The organism is Rhodococcus koreensis (assembly GCF_900105905.1).
GTDB classification, from domain to species: Bacteria; Actinomycetota; Actinomycetes; order Mycobacteriales; family Mycobacteriaceae; genus Rhodococcus_F; species Rhodococcus_F koreensis.
This window is the reverse complement of the sequence record NZ_FNSV01000009.1, coordinates 1-25,031: the sequence shown is the minus strand read 5'-3', so window position 1 is coordinate 25,031 and position 25,031 is coordinate 1. Positions and strand designations below refer to the sequence as shown.

The window sequence follows — 25,031 nt, the reverse complement described above, 5'->3', positions numbered from 1 at the left end:
GACGCGGTCCTCAGCGTCGATCATCAGTGATGCCGTGCTCGGGGAAGGGAAGGCTGTGGATCGCGGTCCGGATGGTTGGTGGTTAGCCTTCGCCGGACGTTCGTCGAGCGGTTGGTGCGGGTGACGATGAGCCCGTCATCGGTGGTGAACGGGAAGTTCGGTAGATCGCCGAGGTGGGTGTTGAAGGTGGCGGCGAGGACTACTGGGGAGCGCAACAACGACCGCGTTTCGACCGATGTTCATGGCCATCGAAGGTCGGCCGAATCGTGCTGCGGCCAACCGGCGGCCCGGATCGATGTCGGGGACCCCTCGACCCTGTAGCAGTGAGAAGAAACGCCACGGCATCCCCATCGGTATCCCGCGGGGCATCAACCGAGGGGAGCCTCCGCCGGCAGGTCCTGGTCATCGGCAAGCTCTACGGTGAACTTTCAGCGAAGGTGCCGGTCGCAGGGCCAGGCGGACGCTTCCGTGCGGACGAGTGCGCAGCCGCGGGCAGTATCGACGTTGCGTGTCACACCGGTTGGGCAGACCTGACTTTCGATACCCTCCGGATGTGGAGCTGCCTCGATCGGCCCCTCAGCGACCGGCTTGACGCCGCCAGGGTCTCTCCCGGAGGCGCTCGGCGAATGCCGTCGGCAGGTCACCGTGGTCGCCCAGCTGATTATCGGTGCGGAGGACTCTCGAACTCCAGACGGTTCGTCCGCTGGCGGTTGAGCATCGGACGCAGCTCAACCCATACCAACGGCGACATCTCAAACGGTGACCCGTTGCACCCGGTTCCTCACTTACCCCACCGGCGACGTCACAGGCATCGACCGACTCATGCTCGAGCGCTACCTGGACGACCTGGCCAACGATGCGGTAGAAGACCATCGGCGTTTGATGCGGGTCCCGGTGCAGATCCGGAACCCGCAGGAGTCGGAACAGGGGTCACCGGCATATAACTCGGTGTGCATTGCCGCCGTGAAAGGTCGCAACGTCCCTCAGCGGCGCGCTGCGGTCTTTGACGACGCGCACGTCGACCCGGTCGAAACGATGGTCAGGGGCGATGATTTCGGTGGTGGCGCAGGTGAACGCGTGCTGCGGGTTGTGGGAGGTCATCACGACGGCCATCCCGTCCGCGAGGGCCGCTTGCCGATCCGCCACGGCTCGCCCAGCGGCATCGCCACCTCCGCGCCGACGATGCCCATGACGTCGTGCTGCACAAGGCGCCGGCGGCGGCACAGTCGCTGGCCGCGGTCCCGATCGGCCTTCGGCCATGAGGCCGAGGACCTCGCGTTCACGGGTCGACAGCGTGTCGATAGGGCGGCTGTCGCGGTGCGGCCTGGCGACCATCCGGCTCACCACGCTGGGGTCGATGGCCGAGCCGCCCGCGGCGACGCGGTTGAGGGTGTCGATGAACTCGTCGATGTCGGAGACCCGGTACCGTGAGCGAACACTCGCCCTCATCACCGGCCCGGACTCGGCGAAACGCGAGTACCTGAAGCAATCAGGCCTGAGTTCCGAGGACATCGAGGAGTCGATGCGCAAACGGCAGGCCGACCCGCAACATGAGGCGCTCGATCTGATGATCAAAGACGTCCGCAATGTTGCAGCGACAGGACTCTATGACCGCGAGTGGGCGGTTTGTCGCACTGCGACACCGATCGTCACCTGTGATGACCCGGTTGTTCTTCTGGCTGGACCTCCCTTCACCCGAGATATCAACGCGGGCGTTGGGCTCAGCGCCGTGGCGTTGTATCCCCTGAACCCGCATCAATTACTTGTGATGCTCCGTCCAGGACTTCACCACCGCACTCCGTATCGTCTCGACGAAGCCGAGACGCACAGCGTCAACGTCGAGATCGTCGCGGCCGCGACACAGACGACCTTCGAACGACCCGGTGACGAGATCGCTGTCAAGATCAGCGTTCCGCAGTGGCCGGTGCGTGAGGTGGTCGACGAGGAAGCCATCGCGAACCTCAGCGCCACAGCGGCGTTGAAGAAGTTTCTGAACTCGGTGGTACCAGGTACCCGATGGACTGACCTCGGCGTCGCACCGGATTGGCCCGTGCCGCGTTGGTACGGAAACTAGAGAAGGGCCGATCCATTAAATTGGTCGCTGGCCCTTCGGGTCCCTATCCGGTGTGAGTCGAACTGACGCAGTAAGTTTCACACAAGCGTGACCAGAGAGACCACATGCGCGCGCACCGCCGCCCGAGATGCGTTCACGACGAGGAGATCGCCGGCCCGCAGCGGAAGCGGCGTCGGCGCGTCCTCGCCCAGGTAAGCGATCGCGGCATGGCGCGGCCTCCTCACTCGAATGGCGCGGGTGATGTGCGGCCAGGGACCGGCCCGTGAAATGTCGTCCCCATACGTTGAACGGTAGCGCGGGCGTGATGGGCTGTGCCGCTACTGGCTCGGGCCCGGCTCGTACGGTGCAGCCCATGAAGACAATTGCATCTCGGATCTCGCGAAAAGCGGTGATCAACTGTGGATATGACACGTCCCCTCTATGACATCGAACGCCGCATCTTCGACCCCGACCGCAAACTGTTCACGGTCACGCCGCAAAGCGCACGCACACAACGAACTCCCCCATTCCCCTCGAGGGTGGGGGCTTCGTCGTTCCAGGAGGTCCTCTAACGGAAGGACTGGGCCTGTACCGGAGTGTGCGCGGATTCGTTCTGGTCGCTGAACGAGGATCAGACGATTTTCAGCTGCTCGCGACATCGCGCGCAGCTTTAGAACTACCGCACGACAGACGGCGCCGTGCCGATTTCGGGCTCGTGCCTTCTGCAGATCGACCTGACCTCCGTGGACTCCAACAAAGCCGGAGACGGCCCCGGACTGCCGATGCGCCTCACGCCCGACGGCGACGCATCGGCAGTGACGAGGTTCTCGGCTACTCGAGCAGCGGCATTGTGACGCAATCCTTCGTCGGAGCCCGAAGTGGCACAAACGAGGTCACGGCCGACACATCAATCGACAGCCGCGCGATCACGGTCGCAATGCTGACTGAAGAACAACACCCACTGAAGAACAACACCCACCCGCGGCCGCCCGCTGCAGGATCGTCATCCGGTGCTAGGCGTTCGGCTTGCGGGCAGCCGAGGTGTTAATCGGGTGCGTGCCTGTCGAAACCTCACCTGGGTCCACTGCCATCGCGCACGTGCGCGGCCTCGCCGAAGGCGTTCCGCTCGATCGGACACCCCGTGTGACACTCGAGTCTCCCCTGGCGGTTGGCGTTACCCGATCCGCACGTTGCGACCAGCTGATTGATCGAAATGCCACTCTCCGGACAGGTACTCGGGAGCAAAGTACTCGGGGTAGAGCCGTGAGTACCGGGGATGGACGTTCATCCCCGGGACGTGTTTGTAGGCGGAGTCAGCGGCGGACGCCACAAACCACTTGCGAGCGAGTACGCGTTGCGTACCGTAGACGTCGTCCTCGAAGGCAGTCCGGGAGTGAATTACCTGGGGATTTCGGATTAGTACCCCCTGGCCCGGATGCATCATGTGCACAAAGGTTGATGATGGCGCGAAAGGCTGCGCGAGCCTCACAAGCAACTCTCGAGCTTGGTTCAGGGCGGGGAGATCCTTTCGCCAGCTGATTTGGTACTCGCCCGAACCGATGCGGAAGAACGTCTGTGGATGTCCATGGTCATTGACATAGAGGACTGGTGACGCGACGCGGATCGCGCCCTTGCCCCGCGGGCGGACAGCAACGATTGCGTCCGGGGTGAACAGGGCGCGAAAAGCCCTCGCGTCAGAGTTAGCTAGGGCTATGGCGAGTCGGATGAACTGCTGGAAGCAGGTGTATCCACCCCATGCCGGTGCAGAGTCGAGTACGAGCATCGCGGCTGAGACTGCACCCGCATAGCCGAGCCCGTCGTTGTGCGCGGCGAACAACTCCTTGCTTTCAGCGACTTCCCGGTACTTGTCGACCTCGAGAGGAATCGGAAGGTTGTAGATCTTCAAGGTGCCGTCGCTGGGACCGAATCTCATGCGAGCTTGTGGGTGTTGCTCCATCGGGTGGTCAACAGCGTGTGCGAGCGGCAATCTGCCATTCAGTTGTTCGGCGAGCGCGAAAAGTTGATGTCGATCGGTCTTCTTCGACCGCTCCCCGGCGTAGGCGAAGTGTGCGACTCCATTCGGTCCGAAGAAGTCATCTTCGATTTGCCTGCGTTCTTCTCGCGTGGGCGAGTCTGGGTTATCGATCCACACCGGCGTAAGCGGACGGGGCTCCTGCATCAGGACGTCTGGGATGGTGAGTTTCGCAGCATCCGGAAACTGGGTGCGCGCACTCTCGAGAAATTCCTCGCTCTGTTCCAAAAAAGCCTTCAGTCGAATCCGATCGCCTGTCATGGCGGTCTCCTCTTCATCCGGGGAAACCCCAGTCTGAATCACTATCCGACTGGGGTCAATACCCGACTCGGATTGTGACCCGAGTGAGATAGGCATCCGAGTCGGATGGCACTGAGTATGAGGACTATGGTTTGCGCATGACTCCGAAGTTAGAGGACCGTGCGGCGGCGGCGCGAGCGCGTGCAGCTGAGACCAAGAATCAGCGGACCAAGATGAAGATCTTCGGAAGCGCTGTGCGGCAGGCTTCGTCTCGCCGGAAGCAGCCGATCACGGTAGCTTCGATCTGCAAAGAAGCTGGTGTCAGCTCGACCACCTTCTACTATCACTTCGAGCGCGGCATCAACGACGTGTTCAGTGAGCTACTTCTGCGCTCTGTCAGACATGTGGAACACCGAATCCGCGAAGATGTTCAGCGGGAAAATCCAGACGCAAACTATCGAGTTGTGATCACGATTTACCGGCTTGTCGAGGAACTCTTTCGATATCCGAACATGTTCGAGTTGGAGTCAGTTCCCAGAGAATGGGTGCAGAGGCTTGCTGAGCCGCTTGCGGAAGCGATCGGCGGTGGGCTAGATGACCGCGATGCCTCCGCGAATCACCCGGCATTGATCATCGCGGAGTATCACGTCAATGCGATCATCGGCCTGATCAGGCGTGATTTTACGCCGAGTTTTGACTTCATGACAAAACTTGTTATCTCGCAGGTGATTCCAGTCATCGGTCTAGCTGAATTTGAGTTCTCCGACAGATGGCACAATTTGGTTCACAGCATGCCGCGTTTCTGAACGTCGCTCACAAACCGTAGTCGCGGGTGGGTGGAGGCGGTGCCGCATCGTTGACCACGGCGGTGGCCAGGAATCGACCCTGCGGTTACATCGGCTCAGCCCTCCCTGACTCCGGCTGGGCCACGAAGGACCTGACACCTACCTTCCAGACCCGCTACGCAGCGGAGAGCAGCGTCGGCGAGCCAACCTCATGGGGTGAGTCGCCTCGACGGCACTCCGAAGAAGTCATGGATCTGCATCCGAACCGCGATGGGATAACGCAGGATTCGTGGGCTGCATGCCAAGCTACGCAGACGATCTACGTAGACCCTCCTCGTTACGCCGAACGTAACCATGATGTCCTCATCTGAACCACCGCCGAAAGGAGCCCACCGCTGGAAGAACTGCACAAGGAGATCGTCTTCGCGGGTACTCTGATCAGGTTCTTTGGACCGATTCATAGTTGCTCCTTCTCGACCGGGGTGGGCTGCTGGCCGTGCATTGAGGGTGAGCGCCCGTCAGGGAGGGAGCCGGAGGTGCGACCCAACTCGATGACGACCGAGAACTCCGCATGTGTCGACCTTCGACGTGTGGAGAGGCTGCGACGTTGGTCAGATGAATCCTGTCTCAGGCGGAGATGAGTCCGTGGGGATCGATCACGAACTTCTTCGAGGCGCCGCTGTCGAATTCGGCGTAGCCGGCCGGTGCCTCGTCGAGGGAGATGACGGTGGCGTTGACGGCCTGGGCGATGCGTGCCCGGTCGCGCAGGATCGCGTGCATCAGTTCGCGGTGGTACTTCATAACCGGGCACTGTCCGGTGGCGAACGAGAGGGACTTCGCCCAGCCGGTGCCGAGGCTGAGCGACAGGGCTCCCTTGCGGGCGGCGTCGTCAACTCCGCCCGGGTCGTCGGTGACGTACAGGCCGGGAATGCCGATTCCGCCGCCGGCGGCGGTGATGTCCATCAGGGAGTTCAGGACGGTCGCCGGTGCCTCGTGGCCGGCGTGGTCGCCGTGCCCGCGGGCCTCGAATCCGACGGCGTCGACGGCGCAGTCGACCTCGGGGACGCCGAGGATCTGCTCGATCTGCTCAGCCGGGTCGCCCTGGGACACGTCCACGGTCTCGCACCCGAAGGAGCGGGCCTGCTCGAGTCGGCTCGGGTTCATGTCGGCGACGATGACGGCGGCCGCCCCGAGGAGCTGAGCTCCCACCGCGGCGGCGAGACCGACCGGGCCGGCGCCGGCGATGTAGACGGTGGAGCCGGGCCGCACGCCGGCGGTGACGGCGCCGTGGTACCCGGTGGGGAAGATGTCCGAGAGCATCGTCAGGTCGAGGATCTTCTCGAGTGCCTGGTCGCGGTCGGGGAACTTGAGCAGGTTGAAGTCCGCGTACGGGACCATCACATATTCGGCCTGACCGCCGACCCAGCCGCCCATGTCGACGTAGCCGTAGGCGGATCCGGGACGATCGGGGTTGACGTTGAGGCAGATACCGGTCTGCCCGATCTTGCAGTTGCGGCAGCGGCCACAGGCGATGTTGAACGGCACCGAACAGACGTCGCCGACGGAAAGGAATTCGACGTCGCGGCCGAGTTCGACGATCTCGCCGGTGATCTCGTGGCCGAGAACCAATCCTTCGGGGGCGGTGGTGCGTCCGCGGACCATGTGCTGGTCACTGCCGCAGATGTTGGTGGTGACCACCTTGAGGATGGCGCCGTGCTCGCACTTGCGTCCGATGTTGGCGGGATGAACTCCCGGTCCGTTCACCAGTTCCAGTTTGGGGAACGGGATCTCATTGACTTGGACCTCACCGGGTCCGACGTAGGTTACTGCTCTGTTCGACGCCATCGCTGGCCTCCTCGACGCTGGGGGTGGTTTTCGGGGATGTGATGTGTTCTCGTAGGGTCGGCGGTCAGGCGTCGACGACGAGGGGGGTTCGTGGTTTCGAGCAGCACAGGAGGATCTTGTTCTGGGCGATCTCCTTGGGGCGGATGCCGCCGTTGTGTTGCATGTCGACTTCTCCGGAGACGAGGGTGACCTTGCAGGTTCCGCACAGGCCCTGACCACAGGAGGAGGGCATGTTCAGTCCAGCCTTGGTTGCGGCGTCGAGGACGGGGGTGTCCGAGGAGCAGTGGATTGTCGTGGCACTCTTGGTGAACTCGACATCGAAGCCGGTCGCGTTCTCGCCGCCGCCGCTGACCCGCATCAAGATGCATGGCCTACTGCAGCAACTGGTCGCCAAACACCGGCCTGCGGTGCTGCTGGTCACCCACGACGTGGACGAGGCGATCCTGCTCGCCAACCGCGTGATCGTGCTGACCGACGGTGAAATCTCCCTGTCCTCGGAGGTCGGAATCCCGCAACCCCGCTCTCGCGAGACACCCGAATTCGGAACGCTGCGTCGGCGGCTACTGACAGAACTCGGCGTCGGCGACGAGCCCGACGCACGATGACGCGAGTCCCGCCCACCACGAATCGCTTCAAGAAAAGGATTGAATATGCTGTCTTCCACACGTTCCCGGTGGCTCATGCTGCCCGTGTTGGCCGCGAGTCTGGTTGTCTCCGGGTGCGGACTGTCCGGCTCGAGTGAGCAGGAGGCGCTGGCCGAGGCCACCATCGCGAACGGCGGTGGCGACATTCCCGAGGGAACCAAGCTGGTCGTCGCCGAGCAGGATGCCAGCCGCTCGCGGCCCCTGAAGCTGTCGGGCGCGGCCGAGAGCCTACCGTACGAGCTCGAGTTCGCCGACTTCAGCGGAGGACCGGCGGTCATCGAGGCACTGCGTTCGGGCGCCGCGGACATCGGTTCGATCGGTGAGGCCCCGATTCCGATCGCCGTGGCGAACGGCATCACCGACATCGTCGCGGTCGGCCTCGAAGCCAATCCGGGCAGCAGCGGCGGGTACTTCCTGGTGGCACGGCCGGGAAGTGACGTCAAGACCGTCGCGGACCTGAAGGGGCGAAAGGTGGCATACCCACCGGGGACCGGGCGCCACATGGTCACGGCCGGACTGCTGGCCAAAGCCGGGCTGAATCCGAAGACCGACATCGAGGCCGTCGAGTTGGCAGGTTCGGAGGTCGCGCCGACGTTCTCCTCTGGCGCGGTGGATGCAGCGATGCTCGCAGGTGCCCAGTACTACAAGGTGGGCGAGCCGCCCGTCCTCGGAGACGGAACCGGAATCAACACCGGAATCAACACGTTGATCGTGCGACGCGAAGTTCTCGAGGATCCGGCCAAGGCGGCGGCGATCGGCGACTTCGTGGGCCGGAACGTCGCCGCGAACAACTGGATCGAATCACATCCCGACGAATGGGTCGAGGAGTACTACGTCGGCACGCAGGGTTTGACGACTGAACAGGGACGCGAACTACACGACACGGTCGGTACCGGCAAGTTCTACCCGATCGACGACAAGTCGATCGTTCTGTTCCAGACCGTCGCGGACGGACTGTTCAATACCGGCACGATCGCCACTCGCGTGAATGTCGGCCCCTATGTCGACGGTCGCTACAACGACATAGTCGTTGCCCAGAACGCGGCGGACGGCGTTGCGCCGACACCGCTGCCCTGACAGTTCCCATCGAAGGAGTTCACATGACGCAGGCCGCTTCTCGACTCGCTGTGATCGCGCTGTCCGGTTCCACCGGCGTGTAGGTCCGCGGCGTCGACCTCACCCGCGAGCTGGTCACAACAATCCGTGAAACGAACCAGGGGAGATGCACATGTCCAACACTGCAGACATCGAGGAGAGTCGGCCCCGTTGGTGATCGTGCCTTGCGGAGCATCCCGCGGCTGCCCGCGAGCGGAGTCAGGGCGTGTGGATCTCTTTCTTTGGGACCTTCTTGGTGGCGATGTCGTAGGAGTCGGGCGGCGGTGGTACTGATCACCGCGGACGCGAAAGCACTTGGAAGTCCCTCCAAACTGGCCCCACTCGTCGCGGTTCCTCGCTTGAGGCTTCAGAGCGCCCTGCTACGTAAATCCAAGATGCGAGGCGAAATTGCACTCATCGCTGTGCGTCCACGACGCCGCAGAATTGTGCCATTTCACCGCGGCATTCGGGGTCGGGCGGAAGCTTGGGCCAAGGCGCGTACGCGACATCGGTCCGGTCGTCCGTGGCAGTGGGATCGCTGTCTGTCGGTGCCAGGGTGAGTCCGAGTAGGGGAGCGACGGGGCCGTGGGCGTAGAACCACCACACTAATGTCACTTCACACGTGCGCCGTGGCGCGAGGGCGGCGCAGGACGCTCCGGGAATCGGGAGCGCGGGGTGGCCGAATTCGGTGACAAGTTCGTCATCGTGCGAGGGAACCAAGGCGATCGGGGATCCATCAGCGTCGCTGGCCACGCGCAACCTATCCGAATGACGCCCGATGTTGGAGACCGTCAGCCACACCACGTATTCGGGATTCGAAGCGGTGATCGAGGGCAGGGAGATCGCCTCGTCCCCGGCAGTGACCTGCACAGTGGCATACACGATGTGGCCGGGACTGATCTGTCCGGTGTCGTCGTCTCTGTGCTGAACGTCGAGTTGACCCCACGCGAGCGGTTGCAGATGCGGGCGCACGGGAGCCGCGGCCACCTGACGGTCTCGGTCGAGAGCGGGAAGCATGAACGTCGTGACGATCAGTACGACACCAACGATCCCGGCGCCGCCGAGGACGTAGCGCCACCGCCACATGAGTCCGATGACCGCTATCAGGCCGGTGCCGATCAGGCCCACGATCCAGATGACGAGCGGGGCGATCATGGTGCGCGCCGTCTATTGCGGTGTCTGGGGGTCCGGCGGAAGATTCGCTGTATCACCAGCCGCACGTTGTTGGGCTCGTCCGAGTCGGGTGTCCCGCTGGAACCGTCTGACTCGATGACCTTGCCCTCTACGTCCCGGGGAACTCGCAGATCGGGAATGTCGGCCTGGAGGCCATCGTCGCGGATATGCCCCTCCGTCGGGGTAAAGCTGGGGTCGAGTGCGGCGACCATCGGAGCAAGGCGGCCATACGTGCCGGCGCGGAACTCGTCGATCATCTGTTGTCCGAGGGGTGAGGCTGTCGCGGTCAAGTGGTTCATCGATTCGTGCAGATCGCGCATCTGGCGAGCCAAGTCCTCGGGATCTCGAGGCGAAGCCGGTTGGATCCATCGGCTCGTATAGGCGCAGCGCGAATCACGTCCGGGTGTGTCGTTGTGGGTCATTGGACGAGCCTTCCGATCAGGCGACTGGTGCGGATCGCGACTCTCTCGGCCATCCGGCGCTGTGCCCGGGGAATCGACGGGGGCAGAGCCTCGACGGCGCGCACGCAACTGCCGATCGCTCCCAGGGCCGCGTGTTCCTTCGCGATCTGCGTTCGCACCTGCTGAACGGCCCGGGCCACTTCGGCCTCGACCCGCGCGATATCGCGGTTGGTGCGTCGGTCCGCCGAGTTCTGGCGGCGCCTCTCCAGGTCTCCACCCATCAGGTTTCTCCTTCTGTTTCGGATGAGTCCGCCCGTCAGGCGAGGACGGTGTGCCTCACGAAGGGTGCGGCACACCGCCTCGCCATCTAGGCGCGTTCGATGGCCTCGCTCGCCGAGTTCATCACCCGCTGGATCCTCGCGCTGCTTCCCGGAAACAGCTCGGCAACCAGCTGATCGGCGAGGGGGCCACTCTGTGCGAGCACATTCGACACTTCCTCGGCGAGGTGGGCGGCACCGAGTAGTCCCTCCTTCTCCACCGCGAACGCGCCGCGGACCTTGACGACTCCGACGACCGCTCGACCCTCCGCCTTCTGCGCATCGAGAAATGTGTTTGCTGCGATCTCGTTCGCCCGGTGCGTCGTCGCCCGCTCCAGCCGTCCTGCCGCGGTGAACGGCAGGGCAGGACGAGGTCGGTCGTACCCCGCCGGGCTCGTCGAGGACGCCCGCTCAGGGAGATTCGGTCTGCTCATGTGCCTGTTCCTCTCGGTCGGGACTCGAACGTGAACTGCTTCTCGGCCTGCAAGACTCGCTGATAGTCGAAGACCCGCGCGGCGTGTCGCTCACGCACCTGCTCGATGATCGGCAGGTACCGATCTCGTTGAGCAACTGCATCATCGAATCGGCGAGTGTCGAGTTCGATCCGCGCCTTTCCGGTTTCCGCTTCGAGCTGGCGGGACTGCGCGTGAACCAGGCCCGTGATTGCGGAGATCTTGCGGTTACTGCTCATCGTGTGCGTCCTTCCGCTGGAGAGATCGGTGTTCGGGGCGAGGAGCCTCGACCCGAACACCGGTCTCTGCTCGCCTGGTTACTTGTTGCCGCTCCCGCCGTTACGGACGCCCTTCGCGCGGGTCTCCCCACGCATCCTCGACGCGTCATTGTTGGCGCGGTCGCGCATCATCGCCTTGCCCTCACGTTTCGAGTCGGCGATGTTGCCGGTGTTCTGCACCGGAGCGGTGGCCATGTTCACCACGATCCCAGCTGCGGTGCCGGCGGCCTTCGCTTTGTCCTTCCATCCCATCTGGTCACCATTCCCTCGGTTCGGGGGGCTGGCTTGTTGCCGTATCCCTCTGTGAGAGAAACGTTACGGAGTACTCAAGTGCGCGAATAGGACAATGAATGTCGCGGCATGACCGGAATATGTTGTCGCGCCCAGGCAGTAAAAAGTTGTCTTCTGCGCGACAGTTCTTAATCTTGCCGCGGGCCGCTGGTGGTGTCAGTGTGTTGGGGTCGGGAGAGATGAGGGGGTAATGGAAAACGATCTGAGGACTCTCTATAACGAGAAGTTGAAGGAGCTCCAGTTGAGTTCTCGTCAGCTCGCAGAGCGGCTCGGCGGTCGATATGACTACGAGACCGTCAAGCGCCGGCTGAAGTCCGGTGGGCTTCCGGTCAACGAGATAGCGCACTTCGTTGAGGCGTTGAAGATCGACCCGGACGCCCTGCTCAGGGCGCTTCTTCCTGATTTGCCGGACGCACATTCCACCGTCACCGAATGGAAGAACCTAAAAATGCAGGTCGTGCAACTCGAGGATGAGCTGAAGGTCCGCCGTTCCGGAGCCGTTGATCACTTGGGGTTGGCCGCGGACATCACCGCGTCCGGACGATGGGCGGTCGGGATTCTTCCGAACCGGTCGGGCCCGAGCGCTGACGCCGAGGTTCTGACCGGAACCAGGCTCGCGGTCACTCCTGTCCGACCGGACCTGATTCCACCTGGAGAGACCGTCCGATCGGCCCTTCTTCTCGAGTTCGGGGAGATCATCCGAGACCGTGCAGTGTTTCTCGCCGATCATGTCCGTCCGCGTCCGAAGCCGCCTATCCCTGTCGACGACAGTCAGGTCGTTTACCTCTCTATTCCCGGCTTCACTGCTGACCGGCCACCAGCCCAATCAGCGGTGCCGCTCCCGCGACTCGGAGTGAAGTCGGTCGCGGTCGTCGCGCTGACGCAAACCGCTTGGCGTGAGAATGTCACGGCCGTCGCCGCCCGCGCGCTGGGCTGGGGCGTCCAGAACACCTCCTCGATCGGCCGAGTCGCGACTCCTGTGAAGGACGGCGACCGCGACCTGTTCATCGAGTCGATGAACAAGGTGCGCAATGACGGACTGAACAGATACCTTCTGTCCCCACCAGATCACACCTTCATCCACCACGCCGGCCGCGAGGTGACCGGCGAATTCCCGGAACGGCACTCACTGGTCGAGCTGGCAGCGAGCGAGTTCCGCGACCAACTGCCGTTCATCGTTCTACTCCGTGAAAGCGACCGGATCATTGCACGCCAGGAGCGGATGTCGGTGCGCTACGACACTGGAGAGCCGCGTTTCCCGGCGACGACGTGGGAGAAGTGGCGAAACGAGCTGACCGACGCAGTCGAATCGTTGGACAGCAATCGCATGATGATTCTGGATGTGGACCTCCCGTGGGACAAGCAAGATGAGCTCGACGGGCCACCGGCCGACGTCGAGGTCAGAAACCGTGCGCAGTGGGGTCGCAGCGCGAAACTGGCTCAAAAGATCATCAACCAACTCTTCAGCCTCGGCACAGTCGGCAGCAGCCGGCCCGCGGACAACATGGACCCCGAGGCCGAGCGTGTACTGCGAGCCGCCCGGATGTACATCTGAGCGGAACGAATCCTTGGGTGACGACGGCGGCCTCCCCGCCGCCGTCGTCACCCCGTCTACGCGCCCATCCCCATGCCGGGATCGACTTTTGCATCTCTCCGACCACCGCGAAATCGTTGCGGCTAGGGTGGATCGCATGACTGTGTTGGCGACGGAGCGACCGGCCCGGTTCCGGGCGGAGGCCGACATGCTCATGCCATTGGCCCGAGCCAAAGCGGTCTTCAGCAAGGGCTGCACGGCCTTGTTCGAGGTTCCGTGTACCGCGGGAGTCCCGGACATCGTCCTTGTGCAGTTCGACAAGAAGGCGCTCGGTGACCGCGGCGGCAGACATCCTTTGACCGAGTTGGTCGACGTGCGCGTGCTAGCCGCGACCGCGCACGCGCGACATCCGATCACCACTTCATGGACCACTGACAGCCTGGCATCGGCCGCCGGTGTGACCGCCATACACCTAAAGAGATCCGTCCTTCCGCGGCTGGTCGATGGAGGCCACCTGGAGACGGATGGCAAGGACTGGCGGCCGACGTACCGGTTCCGTTCGCTTGCCCGGAAGGTCGTGACGATCGAGGCTAAGCTACGCGACTGGCGAGGAGCCATTGCCCAGGCTTCCAGGCACACTTCGGTCGCGGATGCGGCATGGGTGGCCATGGACGCGTCGAGCGTGCGCACCGCGGCGAACAATCACCAATGGTTCACGACGTATGGTGTCGGACTCGCTGCGGTGGCGATCGATGGCACGGTGTCCCCGATGATCAGACCGGCTGCCCCCCACACGCGGCCGGTCCACCGAGAACTCCTCGTCGAGCGCGCAGCCGCGCTCCATCAGGCAGGCCGTGTCTCGGGAGAACTGCCGCGTGTGTTCGGGCAAACCCTCGTCGCTACTACAGGAGCCGATCCCAGACTGATAGGTGTTGGGGCACACTGATACCGACCAACGGCTGATCAGCGGCCGCGCCCATCGCATCTCGAACCGTGCGCCGTACCGCGGCCGCTTGCGATCGTCCGGTTGCGGTGGCGACACCGGCGAGACGGCCCATCCAGTGCAGGTGGTGAAGGCGAGCCAACCCGTGGTCCCACTCGCCACCGGACAGTAGGGCGGGGCAGTACGGGCAGTCGCACGTGACGTATCCGGGTCGGGCGCTGAGCACGTCGTGCACATTGCGCTCAACCGGGTGCAGCAGTGTCGGCTCGAAGTAGCGGGGGATCGGTGGGTTGCCACCACCGCCGCCTTGGCTGTCTTCCTTGAAAGCATGACCTGATCCGAACGGGCCGGCCCCGAATCCCGCCGCACCGAAGCCAATCTGCAGCCACCCTGTCAAGCCGCTCTGGGGAAGCAGTAGAGCCCGTTCCTCGTCGGAAGCCAGTTGGGAGAGACGCTTGTAGCCGTCGAGAAGATCGTGATCCAGCGGTTGGTGGAGCGCCCGCAAGGTCGCCGGCCACTGGACTCGAATGTGCCAGAGATCGAATTGTTCCTGGTCGACGAGTTGTGCGAAGAGGACGTTACGCAGCGAACGGTTGCTCAGCCATTGGGCGGGCAGCGTCAGGTTCAGTGCCAGTCGCTCACCCGGGCCGAGTGCAGAGAGGGCGTCGTCGGCCTCCTCGAAGGCAGTGTCGAGGGACTTCTGCGCCGAGGTGGGGTCGAGCGCCCGACCGGACGACAGCAGCAGATTCGCGCCCGCGGTGCGTTGGGCGTCGAGCACATCGCCGATGTTCAACGGCCCGCCGGCGAGATAAGGAGATCGCCGCTTGGCGAGTGAGGAGACCTCGGGTACTCGGACGATCGTGGGGTCGAGCAAATAGCAGAGGGGATCGGCGAGACGAACCGATGCGGCGGCGCAACTGTCCAGCCAGTCAGTGTGAGCGGTCGCTGATCCAGCGGGCAGCCGTACGCTCGCCCCAACGCTGACTGCCCCGCTGGTGGCGGCGAGGACGGAGGCCAACAGGCGGGGGATACTGCCACGATTCTGGTGGGGACAGTGAACGATCATCAGAGGCCGGGTACCGCGCAGAGCCTGGTCCCGGGTGGCTATCCCCGGCACCGTCTGCGGCGAACCTGTGCCAGTGTCAGTCGTGCGGGGAAGGACTGCCGTTCCGGCGCCGGGTCCGCTCAGCACCAGAGACCCGTCCCCTCCGGGAAGTTCGGCGACGACCCGCGGACCGACGTCCTGCGTGAAGTGCGCGTCGATATCCGGCGAAACATAGTCTGAGACTTCGTCATCGAGGTCGGTCCAGTCGGCCGAGTCGGCGTCGTCGGTGTTCCATGGATCGGTCATTCAGCTGCCGCCAATCTGCGAAGGTTGCTCGTTGCGCTGCCGCGTTCGAATTCGGCCGGGCGTACCAGTAGGTCGAGAACGTTGTGAATATTTGAAGGAATGGTTTCCGGTAACGGGGTGGGTCCGAGGTCAATCTGTTTGAGCGCCTCGTCGTAGGTGTAGTGCTGGCCTGCTTCGTAGAACGGATGCTCGCCGGTGATCGCCGCCCGCACGGTCACCCCGACGGCGAAGAGGTCTGCGGCCTTTCTGGCCCGGCGGGCTTCGAGCTGCTCAGGTGCCATGTATGGGGCGGTCCCGATATGCCCGGGGTAGATCGTGACGGTCTTCTCGGTCGTGGACTTCGCCAGCCCGAGGTCCAAGATCACGGGAAGATCCCACCTGCCATCGCGCAGGGCAATGTTCTGCGGCTTGATGTCTCGGTGGACTGTGCCGTCGGCGCCATGGAGGTCTCGCAGACCAGTAAGAAGCCCCTGAAGCAAACCCAAGGCCTCCATGCTTGTCGGCCGACTCCGGGCGTCCAGCTTCTGTTGGAGGTCACCGCCCGGGATGTACTCGAAGGTCAATGCGGGGCGAGGCTGTCCGCCCAAGGACACAGCACCGGCCTGCACCAGTTTCACAACATGGGGGCTGTCGACGCGGGAGAGTCCGCTGACCTCGCGGGCGATACGTTCAGGTGGGTATCCGTCCTTGCAGATGATCTTCACTGCATGGTCGCCAACCTTCCAGGTGTCTCCGAACACCCCTGCGCCGAGGAACGACACCGTGGGTACCCCTAACGCAGCCGCCACTTCGGCTGATTCGTAACGCGGAGACATGCAATAACCCCTTAGTAACTCGGCCCTCGAATGGGCGGCAGCAGATAAAGGATACATTCCCGGCGATCCGGCAAATGCCCTGCGGAATATATGTGTTTCGAGCGGGCACATGCACCGACCTGAAGGTTGCCTCCCATACGCCGATCTCCAGATCTCTGGCTGTGGGAGGCATCTGGAGTCCGGTAGAAAGGCATTTCCACTGGCGGGAGTGGATTACGACGGGTTGAGCGTCGGCACGTGGGCGACAAAGAGTGTGCAGGAGGCGTTCCGGTCCACCGCGGAGGATCTGGTCGCGGTGACGTTCCTGAGTCCGTGCAGGTCCCACCGAGGGCGGCGCGGGCGATCCTGCACGCCGAGTCGGAGACGCTGACGCGCTTCTGACGGCAGTGGCCCGGATCGGGACCTGGTGCGTCGAACCGGAGTCGCTGGCCCCGGGGCGGCCCGCCTGTGACCTGCCCTTCGGGAGCTGCTGGGATTGGGCGGGATGAAGGGCGACGAAGCTGATCGCCCGCAAACGCCCCAGTGATCGCAGGTTGGATGGTGATCGATGTCGACAGCCATGAGCGGGCGCTCGAGTTGTCCGCGGCTCAGGGTGCGGGTGGGGGGCGATCACGAGTGGCTCGAGTTGCGTCCGGTCCTGGGTGGATGTCATGACCGTGACGGTGATGGAGTGATGCACGGTGGATGGAGGCCCCTACTAGGGATCGGGATGGAGCTCGGTGATGCGGTCGTGGATCCAGGTTTCGAGGTTCTGGCCGGCTGTGCGGGCGGCGGCGTGGGCGCGGGTGTATTCGTCGTCGCTGAGTCGGATGGGGATGCGGTAGGCGGAGCCTGCGATGCGCTGACACCCCGAGCTTGCTCTCGAGGGCCGGGGCGGTGACACGCTATGAGGTCAGACTGCTGCTCCGGGGCCGCCGCCGCGTTGACGACGCTCGACGTCTCCACCTTGTCCGGGGTCCTCGACGCGCGTGGGTGGCGACGAGTCGGCATGGTTCGATCCCAGCATCTGCCACCGGGTTGCACACCGATCGGCTTCTGCGGGGATTGGGCGACGGCGAGGACCGCGGATCCGGTTACGGTAGGGCAGCAGCGCCACGTCGAGGCGGTCTAGATCTGCCGATCCCACCGCGTACGTCAGAAGGCGGATGATTCCCTCGGCGCCGGGATCGGTCACGTCGATGGCCACCGGGATTGCGCTCACGTGGCCCACGGTAGGGCCGATGCCCTGCGAGGCGCAGTTGGGCCGTGTCTCGCGCTGGGGAGGCTCCCTTTCCTGCTTGAGGTATACGCCCGCGAGCAGCGGTTACTGGCCGCTGAACACGCCTCCAAAGTCCTGGGAGCCGTCACGCGGTTGTCGCGCGGGTAAAACGGGCGTAGCGTCACCCCACGTCGGTGCGTATCATGTATGTTACGTTTAGTTGAGAGGGGCCGGTATGGATAGCCACAGCGTCTTTTGGGACGATCTTGCCGAGGATCTTGAAGATCCGGAGTTTCTGCGCGCGTTTCTGCTGGAGTCCATCAGGATCAAGACCGTTGATTCCATCATCAATGGGATCGACGATGCACGCGAAGCTGCCCATTTGAGTAAGGCGGCCCTGGCAAGGGCGGTCTCTGTCGAACCTGCAGCAGTTCGTCGGCTGCTGAGTGCCTCTTCGTCCAACCCGACGTTGGGTACGGTCTCGGAGTTGGCTGCTGCAGTGGGCTTCCGGTTGACTCTGGAACCCCTGAATGACCGGCAGGGTTCCGCCTTGTCCAAGGCTCTCGTCGACGGTGAGGTGCAAGATCAGGCCGAGCTGCGCGCTGCCATCGATGTGTTCGACGCGGCCACGTGTTAGTTGAGTGAGCGGGGATTCTTGGCGAAATACTCGTCACCTAGTTCGCGTACGGCAGCATAATCGTCTTCTGAGAATGTGGTTCGGAACGGCTTGCTCATCCCCGTGATGACCACAAGCAGTGGCTTGTCGTACCCCTCGGCGTCGTAATCGAGTCGACAGAATAGCCGGTGATGCGTGCGTCCAGGACCGTCGACTCGAACCTCGAACCAGCCGGTCATGCTGCCGTGCATGGCCTCCCAATACCCGCCGCCGGCGAACCGCTTAGGGGGTGTTTTCGCGACGGCGATCAAACATGCACTCATGGTCGCGCGAACCTTGGTAGGGAGTCCTTGGAGGTACTCGCGGCCTGGCGCCGAATCGGCTCCGATGTAGCGGCGGAAGTACACGATCTCATGGGGGTCGTCGGAGGACGGGCGGCTCTGGGCGGGGAGGTCGTCGCGAGTCTTCTTCGGTGTGCGGGCGCGGCGGGATCGCTTATCTGGTGACATTGCTCGACCGCACCTTCTCTTGTCGGGTAGCCATGGAGCGATCCGAGGCGCCCTTGGGGCTGGCGGGCTGTGGCCGAGGTTGAAACACGGGCGGCAATTCCTTCCCAATATGTTGTTGCACCCAATTTGGTATATGTACAGTTCAACAGACTATTCGCCCCACGGCAACCTTAAACGGGTATATTCCCAATATGGGAAGGGATGATCGTGCCGAGAGCTATTTCCGCAAGCGAATCAAGGCGGAAAGGATGGCAAGACGCTGGTCTCAGGAAGATCTCGCCAAGCGCCTTGCCGAGCGCGGTCTCACCGCACATCCGACGACCATCGCGAAGATCGAGGCGGGAACACGCGCGATCAAGTTGGACGAGGCAGCGGAGCTGGCCGCTCTGTTCGACATCTCGCTCGATGCCCTCCTGGGGCGTGGTGATGTCGAGGATGACCTAAAGCATGCGACCAAGACTCTCGCTGACACGGCTATGAACGCCCATGCAGTTCTGGTAAAGACAACGGAATCGATCGTCGAGGCTTACGAGCTCCTACGGCAACAGCTCGACTTCACCGGTATGGAGAAAGGGATCATCGAAGGTCGCCAGTTCGATATCTCCGGGCTGTCGCTCGAACATATTCGCGCTCTGATGATCTGGACTTCCCAAGACCTCTTGAGAGATGCGCTCTACAAGGCGTCGATGTCACTCTCGACGGTGGCTTGGGCGCATTACGCGACGCCGATTCAGGTGAGGGATGGCTGGGACGGAATCATGCAACGTGTGGAGCAGTTGCGGCGAGAGAACCCTGAGGATCCACTGCGATTGCGGCGCAGGATGGTCTTCGTCCAACAGAACCCCGACGAAGCGTCGGAGACAGAGGGCGAGCCGTAGATCCCCGCCATAGGTTGCGATGACGTCACACCCTCGGCGACCCGGGAATTCCTGTGAAAGATGCTGCACGGCCGAGGTTGCGGTCTCACTAGTGAGCCGATCGGCGTGACTGTGGACTTCCCCGAAGTCGGACATACCTCCGTAGTCCAGACCGGTTCTGTCTGGCGCGACAACGGATCGGGCGTTTCCCATGGGACGCGGGAGTTCGCGTCGGCAATCGCGGGTTCACTGCAGCAGGATCCGTGATCGACGAGGAGTCGAGAGGAGGACTATGGTTCAGCTGGCGTCGGGAATGTCCTGTTCTCCGAGCAGTTGGCGGATTGCTTTCGCGGCGTACACCTTGCGGTTGGCCAGGGAAATGTCCTGGAAGTCGATCTCGGCGCCCCTTGGGTTGCAGATCCTGAGTCCAGCAAGTGCTGTACCTCCCGACGCAGTCGGGCCCACAGGTCCTCGTCGAGGTAGCGAGCGAGGTTGAGCGCAGAGGTGTCCGCCCATTCCTCATACGGGATCTCGGTGGTCAGGGCTCGCACCGCGAGGCTGATCACCTCCCCACGCAGCGCCGAAGTTGCCGCCAAAACCTGGGCCGGGTCCACCGAGGGCACTTCCGTCGGTCGCGCCAGAACATCGACGATCGCAGACATACCGAACCGCACCCGGTAGTCATCGACGAACCTGGTGGCTTCCTCGGTGGCACTCGCCGCGCAGATCGCCCCCCCCCCCGAACAACGTGTAGTAGACCACCTCATCCCACCCGTGAATACGCCAGGTTGCTGCCACTGGGCGAGATGATTTCCTCGGTAATCAGGTGCGCAGCCGCCGCGGACTGTCCCCCGGAGCCTGCACGATGACGTCGAGGTTGTGCAGGACCTGGCACCGCGCGCGAGACGCCGGCAGGCGTCGTCACCGATGCATTCGCGGTCAGCGAATCGTGCGCTCATTCCCCCGCCTGCACCTGGTGCGTCAGGTCAGCGCGCACGTCGGCATCCTTGACGTCACGAACGGGGATGCAGAACGCGAAATAGCGGTCAAAGTATTCGCTGTCGTGGACGCGGCGCGGCGCAGTGTGCGGTAGGGGATACACGCCGGTCGGTCGTGTCATGTGAGGGAGCAACATCACAAGAAGCCGGTAGATCTCGGTCAGGAGACACGCACCGCGTGCGGTGACGCCTCCGGCTCATCCGTGCATCATCAGTGATCCGGCGATAGCCGTGTGTTGTGAGGGCGCCATAGAGGCGACTCATCGGCTGGGCGCGCCCTGAGCGTGTTTCACTGTCGGGCTCGTTCGGCTCTCTCGGAGATGAGGGGACGTGTCGTTTCCCGAGGTCAGAGCCTGCGATGCCGGACCTTCATGCCGGATGCGTGGAAGGGTGTCAGCGAGTTCCTCGAAGATGGCTGGCCATCCGTGGCGAGAGGCAGGTAAGCCGGCCGCGATCGCGGTGGCAGCTGTCGGGACAACAACCGACACACATCGCCCGACATCAGCTGCCCGCCAACCCCGTCTGTGCCAAACTTCGTGAACTGTTAGGTCCAGCTATGGCCAGCGTGGGTGCATGGACTTGCCGACGGCGATGAGTTGTTATCCCTATCCCTTGTCCAAACCAAGCGCCTGCAATAGTGAATCGGTAGCTTCGAGATTTGGAGAGTTCTTTGACACAGCCGTCACCTTCGAACGCCCTGACACCGCACGTGATGCTGGCGGTTTCGATGTACTCACAGCCTGGCGTGTACGCCGTCCTGATCGGCTCGGGCGTTTCGACGGGCGCTGGCATCCCCACGGGGTGGGGCGTGGTGAAAGATCTCGTCAAACGTATAGCGATTGCTTCGAATCCGGGTTCACCCGATTCGGTCAGTGCTGCGGAAGAGGACCCGGAAGCTTGGTGGGCCGCCAACGCGGACGGTGAGCTCGGTTACTCGTCACTCCTAAAGTCGTTGGCGCCGACGCCGGCCAACAGACAGGGTCTCCTCGCTGGATACTTCGAACCCTCAGGCACCGACGGGACCAGGATTCCCAGCGCCGCACACGAAGCCCTCGCGCGGCTCGTGAAGCGGGGAACGGTTCGGGTCATCCTCACAACCAACTTCGATCGACTTACCGAGCAAGCACTCGAAGCAGAAGGGATCGCGCCTCAGGTGATTTCCCGGCCCGAGGCGGTGAAGGGGATGGCGCCCCTCGCCCACGCGAGAGCGACGGTGATCAAACTGCACGGCGATTACGCGGATCTGGAAACACGCAACACCCCAGAGGAGCTGGAGCAATACCCCGCCGAGTGGAACAACCTACTTGACCAGGTCTTCGACCAGTATGGACTGCTCATCTCAGGGTGGTCCGCCGATTGGGACACGGCCCTCGTCGCTGCCTTCGACCGTGCGCAGTCGCGGCGCTACCCGCTCTACTGGGACCGCAGATCAAGCAAGGGCACAACCTCAGGGCGGTTATTGAGCTTGCGGGCCGGCCACGTTGTCGAGGCGGCCGACGCAGACGAACTCTTCACGAACCTCGAGACCAGCATCGAGGCGCTGGAAAGGCTCGCTGAACCTCCACTGACTACTGCGATGGCGATTGCTCGACTCAAGAGGTACCTCCCGGACCCCGTTCACCGGATCGATCTTTATGACCTTCTGATGGACGCAACTGACCGAGTCGTTCGTGAGATCGGGGACCAACCTATCAGTGATCCGAACTGCACTTGGGAACTCGTTGACGAGACTTATACAGCATTCTTGCGGTCGTCGATTCCGTTGCTGCGGTTGCTCACAACCGGAGTGTGGCACGACCATGAAGGTGAGCACTCAGGACTGTGGTGCGAAGTCCTGCAACGACTCCTATCCGCGGGGAATGCACCAATTCCTAACGGCTCGTTCAACCAACATCTGCGGGATGCCCGCTTCTACCCAGCGCTGTTGGCGCTCCAAGCGATGGGTGTGGTTTCTGTCGCGAGAAACCGAGACGCAGACTTGATTCGTCTGCTGCTGGAGGTTGAGATGCGTGATCCATATCGGAACGACCTGTCGGTCCCGGCCGTCCACGCACTTCATGTGAATGCTCGATTGGATGGCGAAGTCGTCAACGCTCTCCCACGGTTCGGGGGAACTCGTTGGAATTTTCCGGGCAGCCACATGCTGAAAGAAGACCTTCGAGAGGTGCTGCAAGAGTTCTTTCCGGACTACCAAGGTTATGCGTCAGCTGTTCACGGATATGAGTACAGAGTCGGCCTCGTTCAAGAAGCGACCAAAGCTGAAGGCGCCTACAGGGCTATGAGCGGTGAGTACGTTGGGGAGCGAGAATGGAAAGCCGATGGCAGCCTGACGGCAGAACAAGAGTTCCGCAAGAGCGCAGCTAAGGGGGCGAGAGACTGGCCGTGGACCGGCCTCCTCGGGGACCTCAAGAATCTTGAGGAGACGCTCCTGCGTCATCGCGAAGTAGTCTCGAAGTACAAGCGGTGGGGATAGCAATTCCGAGTGGCCCCCGGGGCCGGTTCTCAACCTGGTGACCGTCAATCGTCACAATGGGCTCCATGGTCTCCCTTGATGTGAAGCTCATTCCGGAGGAATCACGGTGGATGGCTGCGGCCGAGGAATGTCTACAGCTATTCGAGACTCCTCCGGCGAGAGTCCTGGTCGCAGAAGAGGACAACCACTGCTTCCGCGTGTGCTATCCGATCGCCCGGCATGCACTGAACCAGGTCGAGGCCTGCCTGACGCTCATCAGGACTGGCCTGGTGTATCCGGCCGTCGCCAACGTGCGGGTTGCGTTCGAGCACGCACTGGTCGCTCAATGGGTCCTGCTCACGGATCAGGGTGAACGCGCATTCGTGGCCGCGACCCGGCGGAGCAGCGCCGCGTTTGTCAAGGACTTTGCGCAGTATGCGAAGATCCCGGACGATCTTCTCGCCGGTGCGGATGATCCTTCGCGCGACGGAGGGAATTTTCCCAACATGCAATCCCTTTGCGACAGATTCGACGGCAAGACTAAGAAGATCTACACGGTGTACAGGTCGTTGTCTGGCGCAGTACACCCGTCAGCATCCACGCTGGCTCGCCACCTGGAATGGGATGCTGCGACCGACAACTTCAGACTGAGACCCAAGGGATCGACGGAGTTGCCGACGGACCTGGCGATGGCGCTCGGCTGGTCGGCAGTCATGGCGTCGTATGTCATCGAGACCCTGAAGCAGGAGAAGTCGCGAGTGAAGGAAGTCGAGAGGATTGCGCGTCGCGGCGGACTCCCTATGGATCTCAGGTCGGATGATACACAGCCGCATTTCCAGCGGAGGTCGTCCGGCCTTTGAACAGGGGGCCGAACTTCGGCCTGATAGTCCTCGCATCTGAACCCGGTCTGGGAGGCGCTGCGGGCCGACGGCGGGGCGTTGCACCGCCGGTTGCTTGTCGATTCGGGAGGAGGCCGGCCTTCCGGAGGAGGTCTCGGCGCTGCGGGTGTTCGATGTGATCGCGTGGATGGACGGCAAGAACGGCGGCCTGGGTGAGCGCTTTGACCTGGGGAGATGACACGTCCCTGGGTGATCGGTCGTCGGTGAGGCTGATGATGGGTGGTGTGGACGAGGTGACACCCGTGGGCTCGGCGAGGGGTTGGCGGATTTCGCTGGGGGTGTGCGCGGGTCTGCTGGTGGGGTTCTTTTGCTATGTGCCGGCGGTGATCTTGTGGCAGCACTTTTTCGAGGTTCCGCGACCTCGGGTGTATCCGCACGGGTCGTTCACGTCGTTCGGGCTGGATCCGCCGCCGGTCGGGTATTGGGTGAGCTGGGCGGGACCGGCGGTGCTGGTGACGGTTCCGTGGCGCGCTGCCCGGCAGTTCGCCGTTCCGTTTGTGCCGATCGCCGCGTTGGCGGCGTGGTTCGTGATCGGGATGGACCTGTTCTTCACCCCGGACTGAGCGTGGCTCGATGGTCCGCCGGGTGGGGTGTATGTGGAGGGCCGGGAGGATCGGCCCTGGCTGGACTCCGTGACGTGGACCGCCGCACCCCGCACCCCGCAAGCCGCGGCCCGCATCCGGTTTCCGGGGTGCGGGCCGCGCCTGTGTGAGAGGTGTGATGGGGTTGTGACCTGGTGTGATGGCATGTCCCCGGTTTGTGATGCGGGGTCGCCGGCGACCTGTGGGGGCGGAGTGCCGGAGAGGTGTCGGGGAGGGGCCGGTGCCGGGGGCGGCGTGGGTGTCCGTTTCGCCCGTTTTGGAGGACATTTGAAAGTTGTTGACTTGCAATATGTTTGAGTAACCAATTGTGTAATAACTATTTACAAGTGTTGTGCACAAATATGAGATTGTAAGGTACGTAATATGTTGTAGATCAATAGTTTTGGGTGTTGCGATGTTTTCGACTGTGCGAGTTGCGTGGAGGGTGGGTGGTATGCTTTGGGTATGACATGGAGCGGTGCGGGGAGGGTGGGTGTGCGGCGGGTCGGGCGCACCCACCCGCTTCCCCAGCTTGGTTGGGGTGTGGGGGGACCGGGTCGAACGTTCCGGATTAAAAGTGCAGGTGAGAGCCTAATCTCGGAAACGCAGAGGAGCGAAGCGACTCGATCGGCGGCAACGGGAATCGGCCCACTGCGAGCCGCGCAGCGGCTC

The 25,031-nt window shown here is 63.0% G+C and carries 28 protein-coding genes and 2 pseudogenes; 14 read left to right on the top strand and 16 right to left on the bottom strand.

What is annotated here, in order from left to right; translation table 11 throughout:
- Window positions 1-822 precede the first annotated feature (822 nt).
- Together BLV94_RS50135 and BLV94_RS47415 are read left to right on the top strand one after the other, a co-directional pair.
- The gene (locus BLV94_RS50135) at window positions 823-1,431 is read left to right on the top strand and encodes a hypothetical protein (protein WP_174705588.1); all 609 of its coding nucleotides are present in this window, start codon (window positions 823-825) and stop codon (window positions 1,429-1,431) included.
- Window positions 1,358-2,074: a DUF4238 domain-containing protein gene (locus tag BLV94_RS47415; protein WP_143051548.1), complete on the top strand. Its 717-nt coding sequence runs from the start codon at window positions 1,358-1,360 to the stop codon at window positions 2,072-2,074. The genes BLV94_RS50135 and BLV94_RS47415 overlap by 74 nt, the downstream gene beginning before the upstream one ends.
- Window positions 2,075-2,157: 83 nt before the next feature.
- Here BLV94_RS47415 and BLV94_RS51385 read toward each other — a convergent pair.
- Window positions 2,158-2,354 (bottom strand): annotated as a pseudogene (locus tag BLV94_RS51385) (phosphatidylserine/phosphatidylglycerophosphate/cardiolipin synthase family protein); the annotation flags it as partial.
- A gap of 873 nt (window positions 2,355-3,227) precedes the next feature.
- Complete coding sequence (locus BLV94_RS47410) at window positions 3,228-4,346, bottom strand: TauD/TfdA family dioxygenase (protein WP_074934000.1); 1,119 nt, start codon at window positions 4,344-4,346, stop codon at window positions 3,228-3,230.
- Between the two features lie 137 nt (window positions 4,347-4,483).
- Between BLV94_RS47410 and BLV94_RS47405 the strand changes: the two genes are divergently transcribed.
- On the top strand, window positions 4,484-5,131 hold the full coding sequence (locus tag BLV94_RS47405; protein ID WP_074933998.1) for a TetR/AcrR family transcriptional regulator: 648 nt from the start codon (window positions 4,484-4,486) through the stop codon (window positions 5,129-5,131).
- Between the two features lie 606 nt (window positions 5,132-5,737).
- Here BLV94_RS47405 and fdhA read toward each other — a convergent pair.
- Window positions 5,738-6,955 (bottom strand): formaldehyde dehydrogenase, glutathione-independent, encoded by a 1,218-nt coding sequence (gene fdhA / locus BLV94_RS47400; protein ID WP_072950802.1) that lies wholly within the window; start codon window positions 6,953-6,955, stop codon window positions 5,738-5,740.
- Window positions 6,956-7,019: 64 nt separating this feature from the next.
- A complete protein-coding gene (locus BLV94_RS49135; protein WP_341866532.1) occupies window positions 7,020-7,244 on the bottom strand; it encodes a 2Fe-2S iron-sulfur cluster-binding protein in 225 nt (74 codons plus the stop codon).
- Between BLV94_RS49135 and BLV94_RS50130 the strand changes: the two genes are divergently transcribed.
- Together BLV94_RS50130 and BLV94_RS47385 are read left to right on the top strand one after the other, a co-directional pair.
- Complete coding sequence (locus BLV94_RS50130; protein ID WP_174705586.1) at window positions 7,186-7,560, top strand: hypothetical protein; 375 nt, start codon at window positions 7,186-7,188, stop codon at window positions 7,558-7,560. The genes BLV94_RS49135 and BLV94_RS50130 overlap by 59 nt on opposite strands.
- Before the next feature lie 45 nt (window positions 7,561-7,605).
- Window positions 7,606-8,676 carry a PhnD/SsuA/transferrin family substrate-binding protein gene (locus tag BLV94_RS47385; protein WP_244163966.1) on the top strand — a complete coding sequence of 357 codons (1,071 nt, stop codon included), beginning with the start codon at window positions 7,606-7,608 and terminating at the stop codon, window positions 8,674-8,676.
- Window positions 8,677-9,108: 432 nt separating this feature from the next.
- On the opposite strand, the gene BLV94_RS47380 is transcribed toward BLV94_RS47385, so the two are convergent.
- The 6 genes from BLV94_RS47380 to BLV94_RS47355 form a co-directional block, all read right to left on the bottom strand.
- The gene (locus tag BLV94_RS47380) at window positions 9,109-9,849 is read right to left on the bottom strand and encodes a hypothetical protein (RefSeq protein WP_072950797.1); all 741 of its coding nucleotides are present in this window, start codon (window positions 9,847-9,849) and stop codon (window positions 9,109-9,111) included.
- The gene (locus BLV94_RS47375; protein WP_167372268.1) at window positions 9,846-10,124 is read right to left on the bottom strand and encodes a hypothetical protein; all 279 of its coding nucleotides are present in this window, start codon (window positions 10,122-10,124) and stop codon (window positions 9,846-9,848) included. The genes BLV94_RS47380 and BLV94_RS47375 overlap by 4 nt, the downstream gene beginning before the upstream one ends.
- Before the next feature lie 161 nt (window positions 10,125-10,285).
- Window positions 10,286-10,549: a hypothetical protein gene (locus tag BLV94_RS47370; protein ID WP_072950792.1), complete on the bottom strand. Its 264-nt coding sequence runs from the start codon at window positions 10,547-10,549 to the stop codon at window positions 10,286-10,288.
- Between the two features lie 86 nt (window positions 10,550-10,635).
- Window positions 10,636-11,019: a hypothetical protein gene (locus BLV94_RS47365; protein ID WP_072950789.1), complete on the bottom strand. Its 384-nt coding sequence runs from the start codon at window positions 11,017-11,019 to the stop codon at window positions 10,636-10,638.
- Window positions 11,016-11,276, bottom strand: a complete 261-nt coding sequence (locus tag BLV94_RS47360; protein ID WP_143051546.1) for a hypothetical protein — start codon at window positions 11,274-11,276, stop codon at window positions 11,016-11,018. Before BLV94_RS47360 ends, BLV94_RS47365 begins: the two co-directional genes overlap by 4 nt.
- A 78-nt stretch (window positions 11,277-11,354) precedes the next feature.
- The gene (locus BLV94_RS47355) at window positions 11,355-11,567 is read right to left on the bottom strand and encodes a hypothetical protein (RefSeq protein WP_072950783.1); all 213 of its coding nucleotides are present in this window, start codon (window positions 11,565-11,567) and stop codon (window positions 11,355-11,357) included.
- A gap of 229 nt (window positions 11,568-11,796) precedes the next feature.
- On the opposite strand from BLV94_RS47355, the gene BLV94_RS47350 reads away from it, so the two are divergent.
- A complete protein-coding gene (locus tag BLV94_RS47350; protein WP_072950780.1) occupies window positions 11,797-13,161 on the top strand; it encodes a hypothetical protein in 1,365 nt (454 codons plus the stop codon).
- Window positions 13,162-13,297: 136 nt separating this feature from the next.
- A complete protein-coding gene (locus BLV94_RS47345) occupies window positions 13,298-14,086 on the top strand; it encodes a hypothetical protein (RefSeq protein WP_072950778.1) in 789 nt (262 codons plus the stop codon).
- Here BLV94_RS47345 and BLV94_RS47340 read toward each other — a convergent pair.
- Window positions 14,043-15,434 (bottom strand): hypothetical protein, encoded by a 1,392-nt coding sequence (locus tag BLV94_RS47340; protein WP_072950776.1) that lies wholly within the window; start codon window positions 15,432-15,434, stop codon window positions 14,043-14,045. The two genes, BLV94_RS47345 and BLV94_RS47340, sit on opposite strands and share 44 nt — an antisense overlap.
- Window positions 15,431-16,249, bottom strand: a complete 819-nt coding sequence (locus BLV94_RS47335; protein WP_072950774.1) for a protein kinase domain-containing protein — start codon at window positions 16,247-16,249, stop codon at window positions 15,431-15,433. The genes BLV94_RS47340 and BLV94_RS47335 overlap by 4 nt, the downstream gene beginning before the upstream one ends.
- 522 nt (window positions 16,250-16,771) lie before the next feature.
- Between BLV94_RS47335 and BLV94_RS52280 the strand changes: the two are divergent.
- Window positions 16,772-16,889: pseudogene (locus tag BLV94_RS52280) on the top strand (YciI family protein); the annotation flags it as partial.
- Between the two features lie 57 nt (window positions 16,890-16,946).
- Here the strand turns inward: BLV94_RS52280 and BLV94_RS47330 are convergent.
- Window positions 16,947-17,132 (bottom strand): hypothetical protein, encoded by a 186-nt coding sequence (locus BLV94_RS47330; protein ID WP_072950772.1) that lies wholly within the window; start codon window positions 17,130-17,132, stop codon window positions 16,947-16,949.
- A 9-nt stretch (window positions 17,133-17,141) separates the two neighbouring features.
- Window positions 17,142-17,450: a hypothetical protein gene (locus BLV94_RS50125; protein WP_174705587.1), complete on the bottom strand. Its 309-nt coding sequence runs from the start codon at window positions 17,448-17,450 to the stop codon at window positions 17,142-17,144.
- Window positions 17,451-17,682: 232 nt separating this feature from the next.
- Between BLV94_RS50125 and BLV94_RS47320 the strand changes: the two genes are divergently transcribed.
- Window positions 17,683-18,084, top strand: coding sequence for a helix-turn-helix domain-containing protein (locus tag BLV94_RS47320; RefSeq protein WP_072950770.1), 402 nt, complete (start codon window positions 17,683-17,685; stop codon window positions 18,082-18,084).
- On the opposite strand, the gene BLV94_RS47315 is transcribed toward BLV94_RS47320, so the two are convergent.
- Window positions 18,081-18,572 (bottom strand): hypothetical protein, encoded by a 492-nt coding sequence (locus BLV94_RS47315; protein WP_072950768.1) that lies wholly within the window; start codon window positions 18,570-18,572, stop codon window positions 18,081-18,083. The two genes, BLV94_RS47320 and BLV94_RS47315, sit on opposite strands and share 4 nt — an antisense overlap.
- Before the next feature lie 191 nt (window positions 18,573-18,763).
- Here BLV94_RS47315 and BLV94_RS47310 point away from each other — a divergent pair, with 191 nt between their 5' ends.
- A complete protein-coding gene (locus BLV94_RS47310; RefSeq protein WP_083396016.1) occupies window positions 18,764-19,450 on the top strand; it encodes a helix-turn-helix transcriptional regulator in 687 nt (228 codons plus the stop codon).
- Between the two features lie 934 nt (window positions 19,451-20,384).
- Here BLV94_RS47310 and BLV94_RS49835 read toward each other — a convergent pair.
- A complete protein-coding gene (locus BLV94_RS49835) occupies window positions 20,385-20,549 on the bottom strand; it encodes a hypothetical protein (RefSeq protein WP_167372267.1) in 165 nt (54 codons plus the stop codon).
- Window positions 20,550-21,235: 686 nt separating this feature from the next.
- On the opposite strand from BLV94_RS49835, the gene BLV94_RS47300 reads away from it, so the two are divergent.
- The 4 genes from BLV94_RS47300 to BLV94_RS49125 all read left to right on the top strand — a co-directional run bounded on the left by BLV94_RS47300 (window position 21,236) and on the right by BLV94_RS49125 (window position 24,341).
- Window positions 21,236-22,900 carry an SIR2 family protein gene (locus BLV94_RS47300; protein WP_167372266.1) on the top strand — a complete coding sequence of 555 codons (1,665 nt, stop codon included), beginning with the start codon at window positions 21,236-21,238 and terminating at the stop codon, window positions 22,898-22,900.
- A gap of 65 nt (window positions 22,901-22,965) precedes the next feature.
- Complete coding sequence (locus BLV94_RS47295) at window positions 22,966-23,739, top strand: DUF5677 domain-containing protein (protein WP_143051544.1); 774 nt, start codon at window positions 22,966-22,968, stop codon at window positions 23,737-23,739.
- 94 nt (window positions 23,740-23,833) lie between these two features.
- Window positions 23,834-23,956: a DUF6308 family protein gene (locus BLV94_RS51380; protein ID WP_244163965.1), complete on the top strand. Its 123-nt coding sequence runs from the start codon at window positions 23,834-23,836 to the stop codon at window positions 23,954-23,956.
- Window positions 23,931-24,341 (top strand): hypothetical protein, encoded by a 411-nt coding sequence (locus BLV94_RS49125; protein ID WP_167372265.1) that lies wholly within the window; start codon window positions 23,931-23,933, stop codon window positions 24,339-24,341. Before BLV94_RS51380 ends, BLV94_RS49125 begins: the two co-directional genes overlap by 26 nt.
- Window positions 24,342-25,031 lie beyond the last annotated feature (690 nt).

Coding starts and splice junctions, on each gene's coding strand:
- BLV94_RS47410 (WP_074934000.1), bottom strand. CDS start 4,346: ATGACAGGCGATCGGATTCGACTGAAGGCTTTTTTGGAACAGAGCGAG.
- BLV94_RS47295 (WP_143051544.1), top strand. CDS start 22,966: ATGGTCTCCCTTGATGTGAAGCTCATTCCGGAGGAATCACGGTGGATG.
- BLV94_RS50135 (WP_174705588.1), top strand. CDS start 823: ATGCTCGAGCGCTACCTGGACGACCTGGCCAACGATGCGGTAGAAGAC.
- BLV94_RS47320 (WP_072950770.1), top strand. CDS start 17,683: ATGGATAGCCACAGCGTCTTTTGGGACGATCTTGCCGAGGATCTTGAA.
- BLV94_RS50130 (WP_174705586.1), top strand. CDS start 7,186: ATGTTCAGTCCAGCCTTGGTTGCGGCGTCGAGGACGGGGGTGTCCGAG.
- BLV94_RS47335 (WP_072950774.1), bottom strand. CDS start 16,249: ATGTCTCCGCGTTACGAATCAGCCGAAGTGGCGGCTGCGTTAGGGGTA.
- BLV94_RS47315 (WP_072950768.1), bottom strand. CDS start 18,572: ATGTCACCAGATAAGCGATCCCGCCGCGCCCGCACACCGAAGAAGACT.
- BLV94_RS47370 (WP_072950792.1), bottom strand. CDS start 10,549: ATGGGTGGAGACCTGGAGAGGCGCCGCCAGAACTCGGCGGACCGACGC.
- fdhA (WP_072950802.1), bottom strand. CDS start 6,955: ATGGCGTCGAACAGAGCAGTAACCTACGTCGGACCCGGTGAGGTCCAA.
- BLV94_RS47355 (WP_072950783.1), bottom strand. CDS start 11,567: ATGGGATGGAAGGACAAAGCGAAGGCCGCCGGCACCGCAGCTGGGATC.
- BLV94_RS47360 (WP_143051546.1), bottom strand. CDS start 11,276: ATGAGCAGTAACCGCAAGATCTCCGCAATCACGGGCCTGGTTCACGCG.
- BLV94_RS47365 (WP_072950789.1), bottom strand. CDS start 11,019: ATGAGCAGACCGAATCTCCCTGAGCGGGCGTCCTCGACGAGCCCGGCG.
- BLV94_RS47405 (WP_074933998.1), top strand. CDS start 4,484: ATGACTCCGAAGTTAGAGGACCGTGCGGCGGCGGCGCGAGCGCGTGCA.
- BLV94_RS47415 (WP_143051548.1), top strand. CDS start 1,358: ATGGCCGAGCCGCCCGCGGCGACGCGGTTGAGGGTGTCGATGAACTCG.
- BLV94_RS47385 (WP_244163966.1), top strand. CDS start 7,606: ATGCTGTCTTCCACACGTTCCCGGTGGCTCATGCTGCCCGTGTTGGCC.
- BLV94_RS47375 (WP_167372268.1), bottom strand. CDS start 10,124: ATGATCGACGAGTTCCGCGCCGGCACGTATGGCCGCCTTGCTCCGATG.
- BLV94_RS47310 (WP_083396016.1), top strand. CDS start 18,764: ATGGGAAGGGATGATCGTGCCGAGAGCTATTTCCGCAAGCGAATCAAG.
- BLV94_RS49835 (WP_167372267.1), bottom strand. CDS start 20,549: ATGACACGACCGACCGGCGTGTATCCCCTACCGCACACTGCGCCGCGC.
- BLV94_RS47380 (WP_072950797.1), bottom strand. CDS start 9,849: ATGATCGCCCCGCTCGTCATCTGGATCGTGGGCCTGATCGGCACCGGC.
- BLV94_RS47340 (WP_072950776.1), bottom strand. CDS start 15,434: ATGACCGATCCATGGAACACCGACGACGCCGACTCGGCCGACTGGACC.
- BLV94_RS47345 (WP_072950778.1), top strand. CDS start 13,298: ATGACTGTGTTGGCGACGGAGCGACCGGCCCGGTTCCGGGCGGAGGCC.
- BLV94_RS47350 (WP_072950780.1), top strand. CDS start 11,797: ATGGAAAACGATCTGAGGACTCTCTATAACGAGAAGTTGAAGGAGCTC.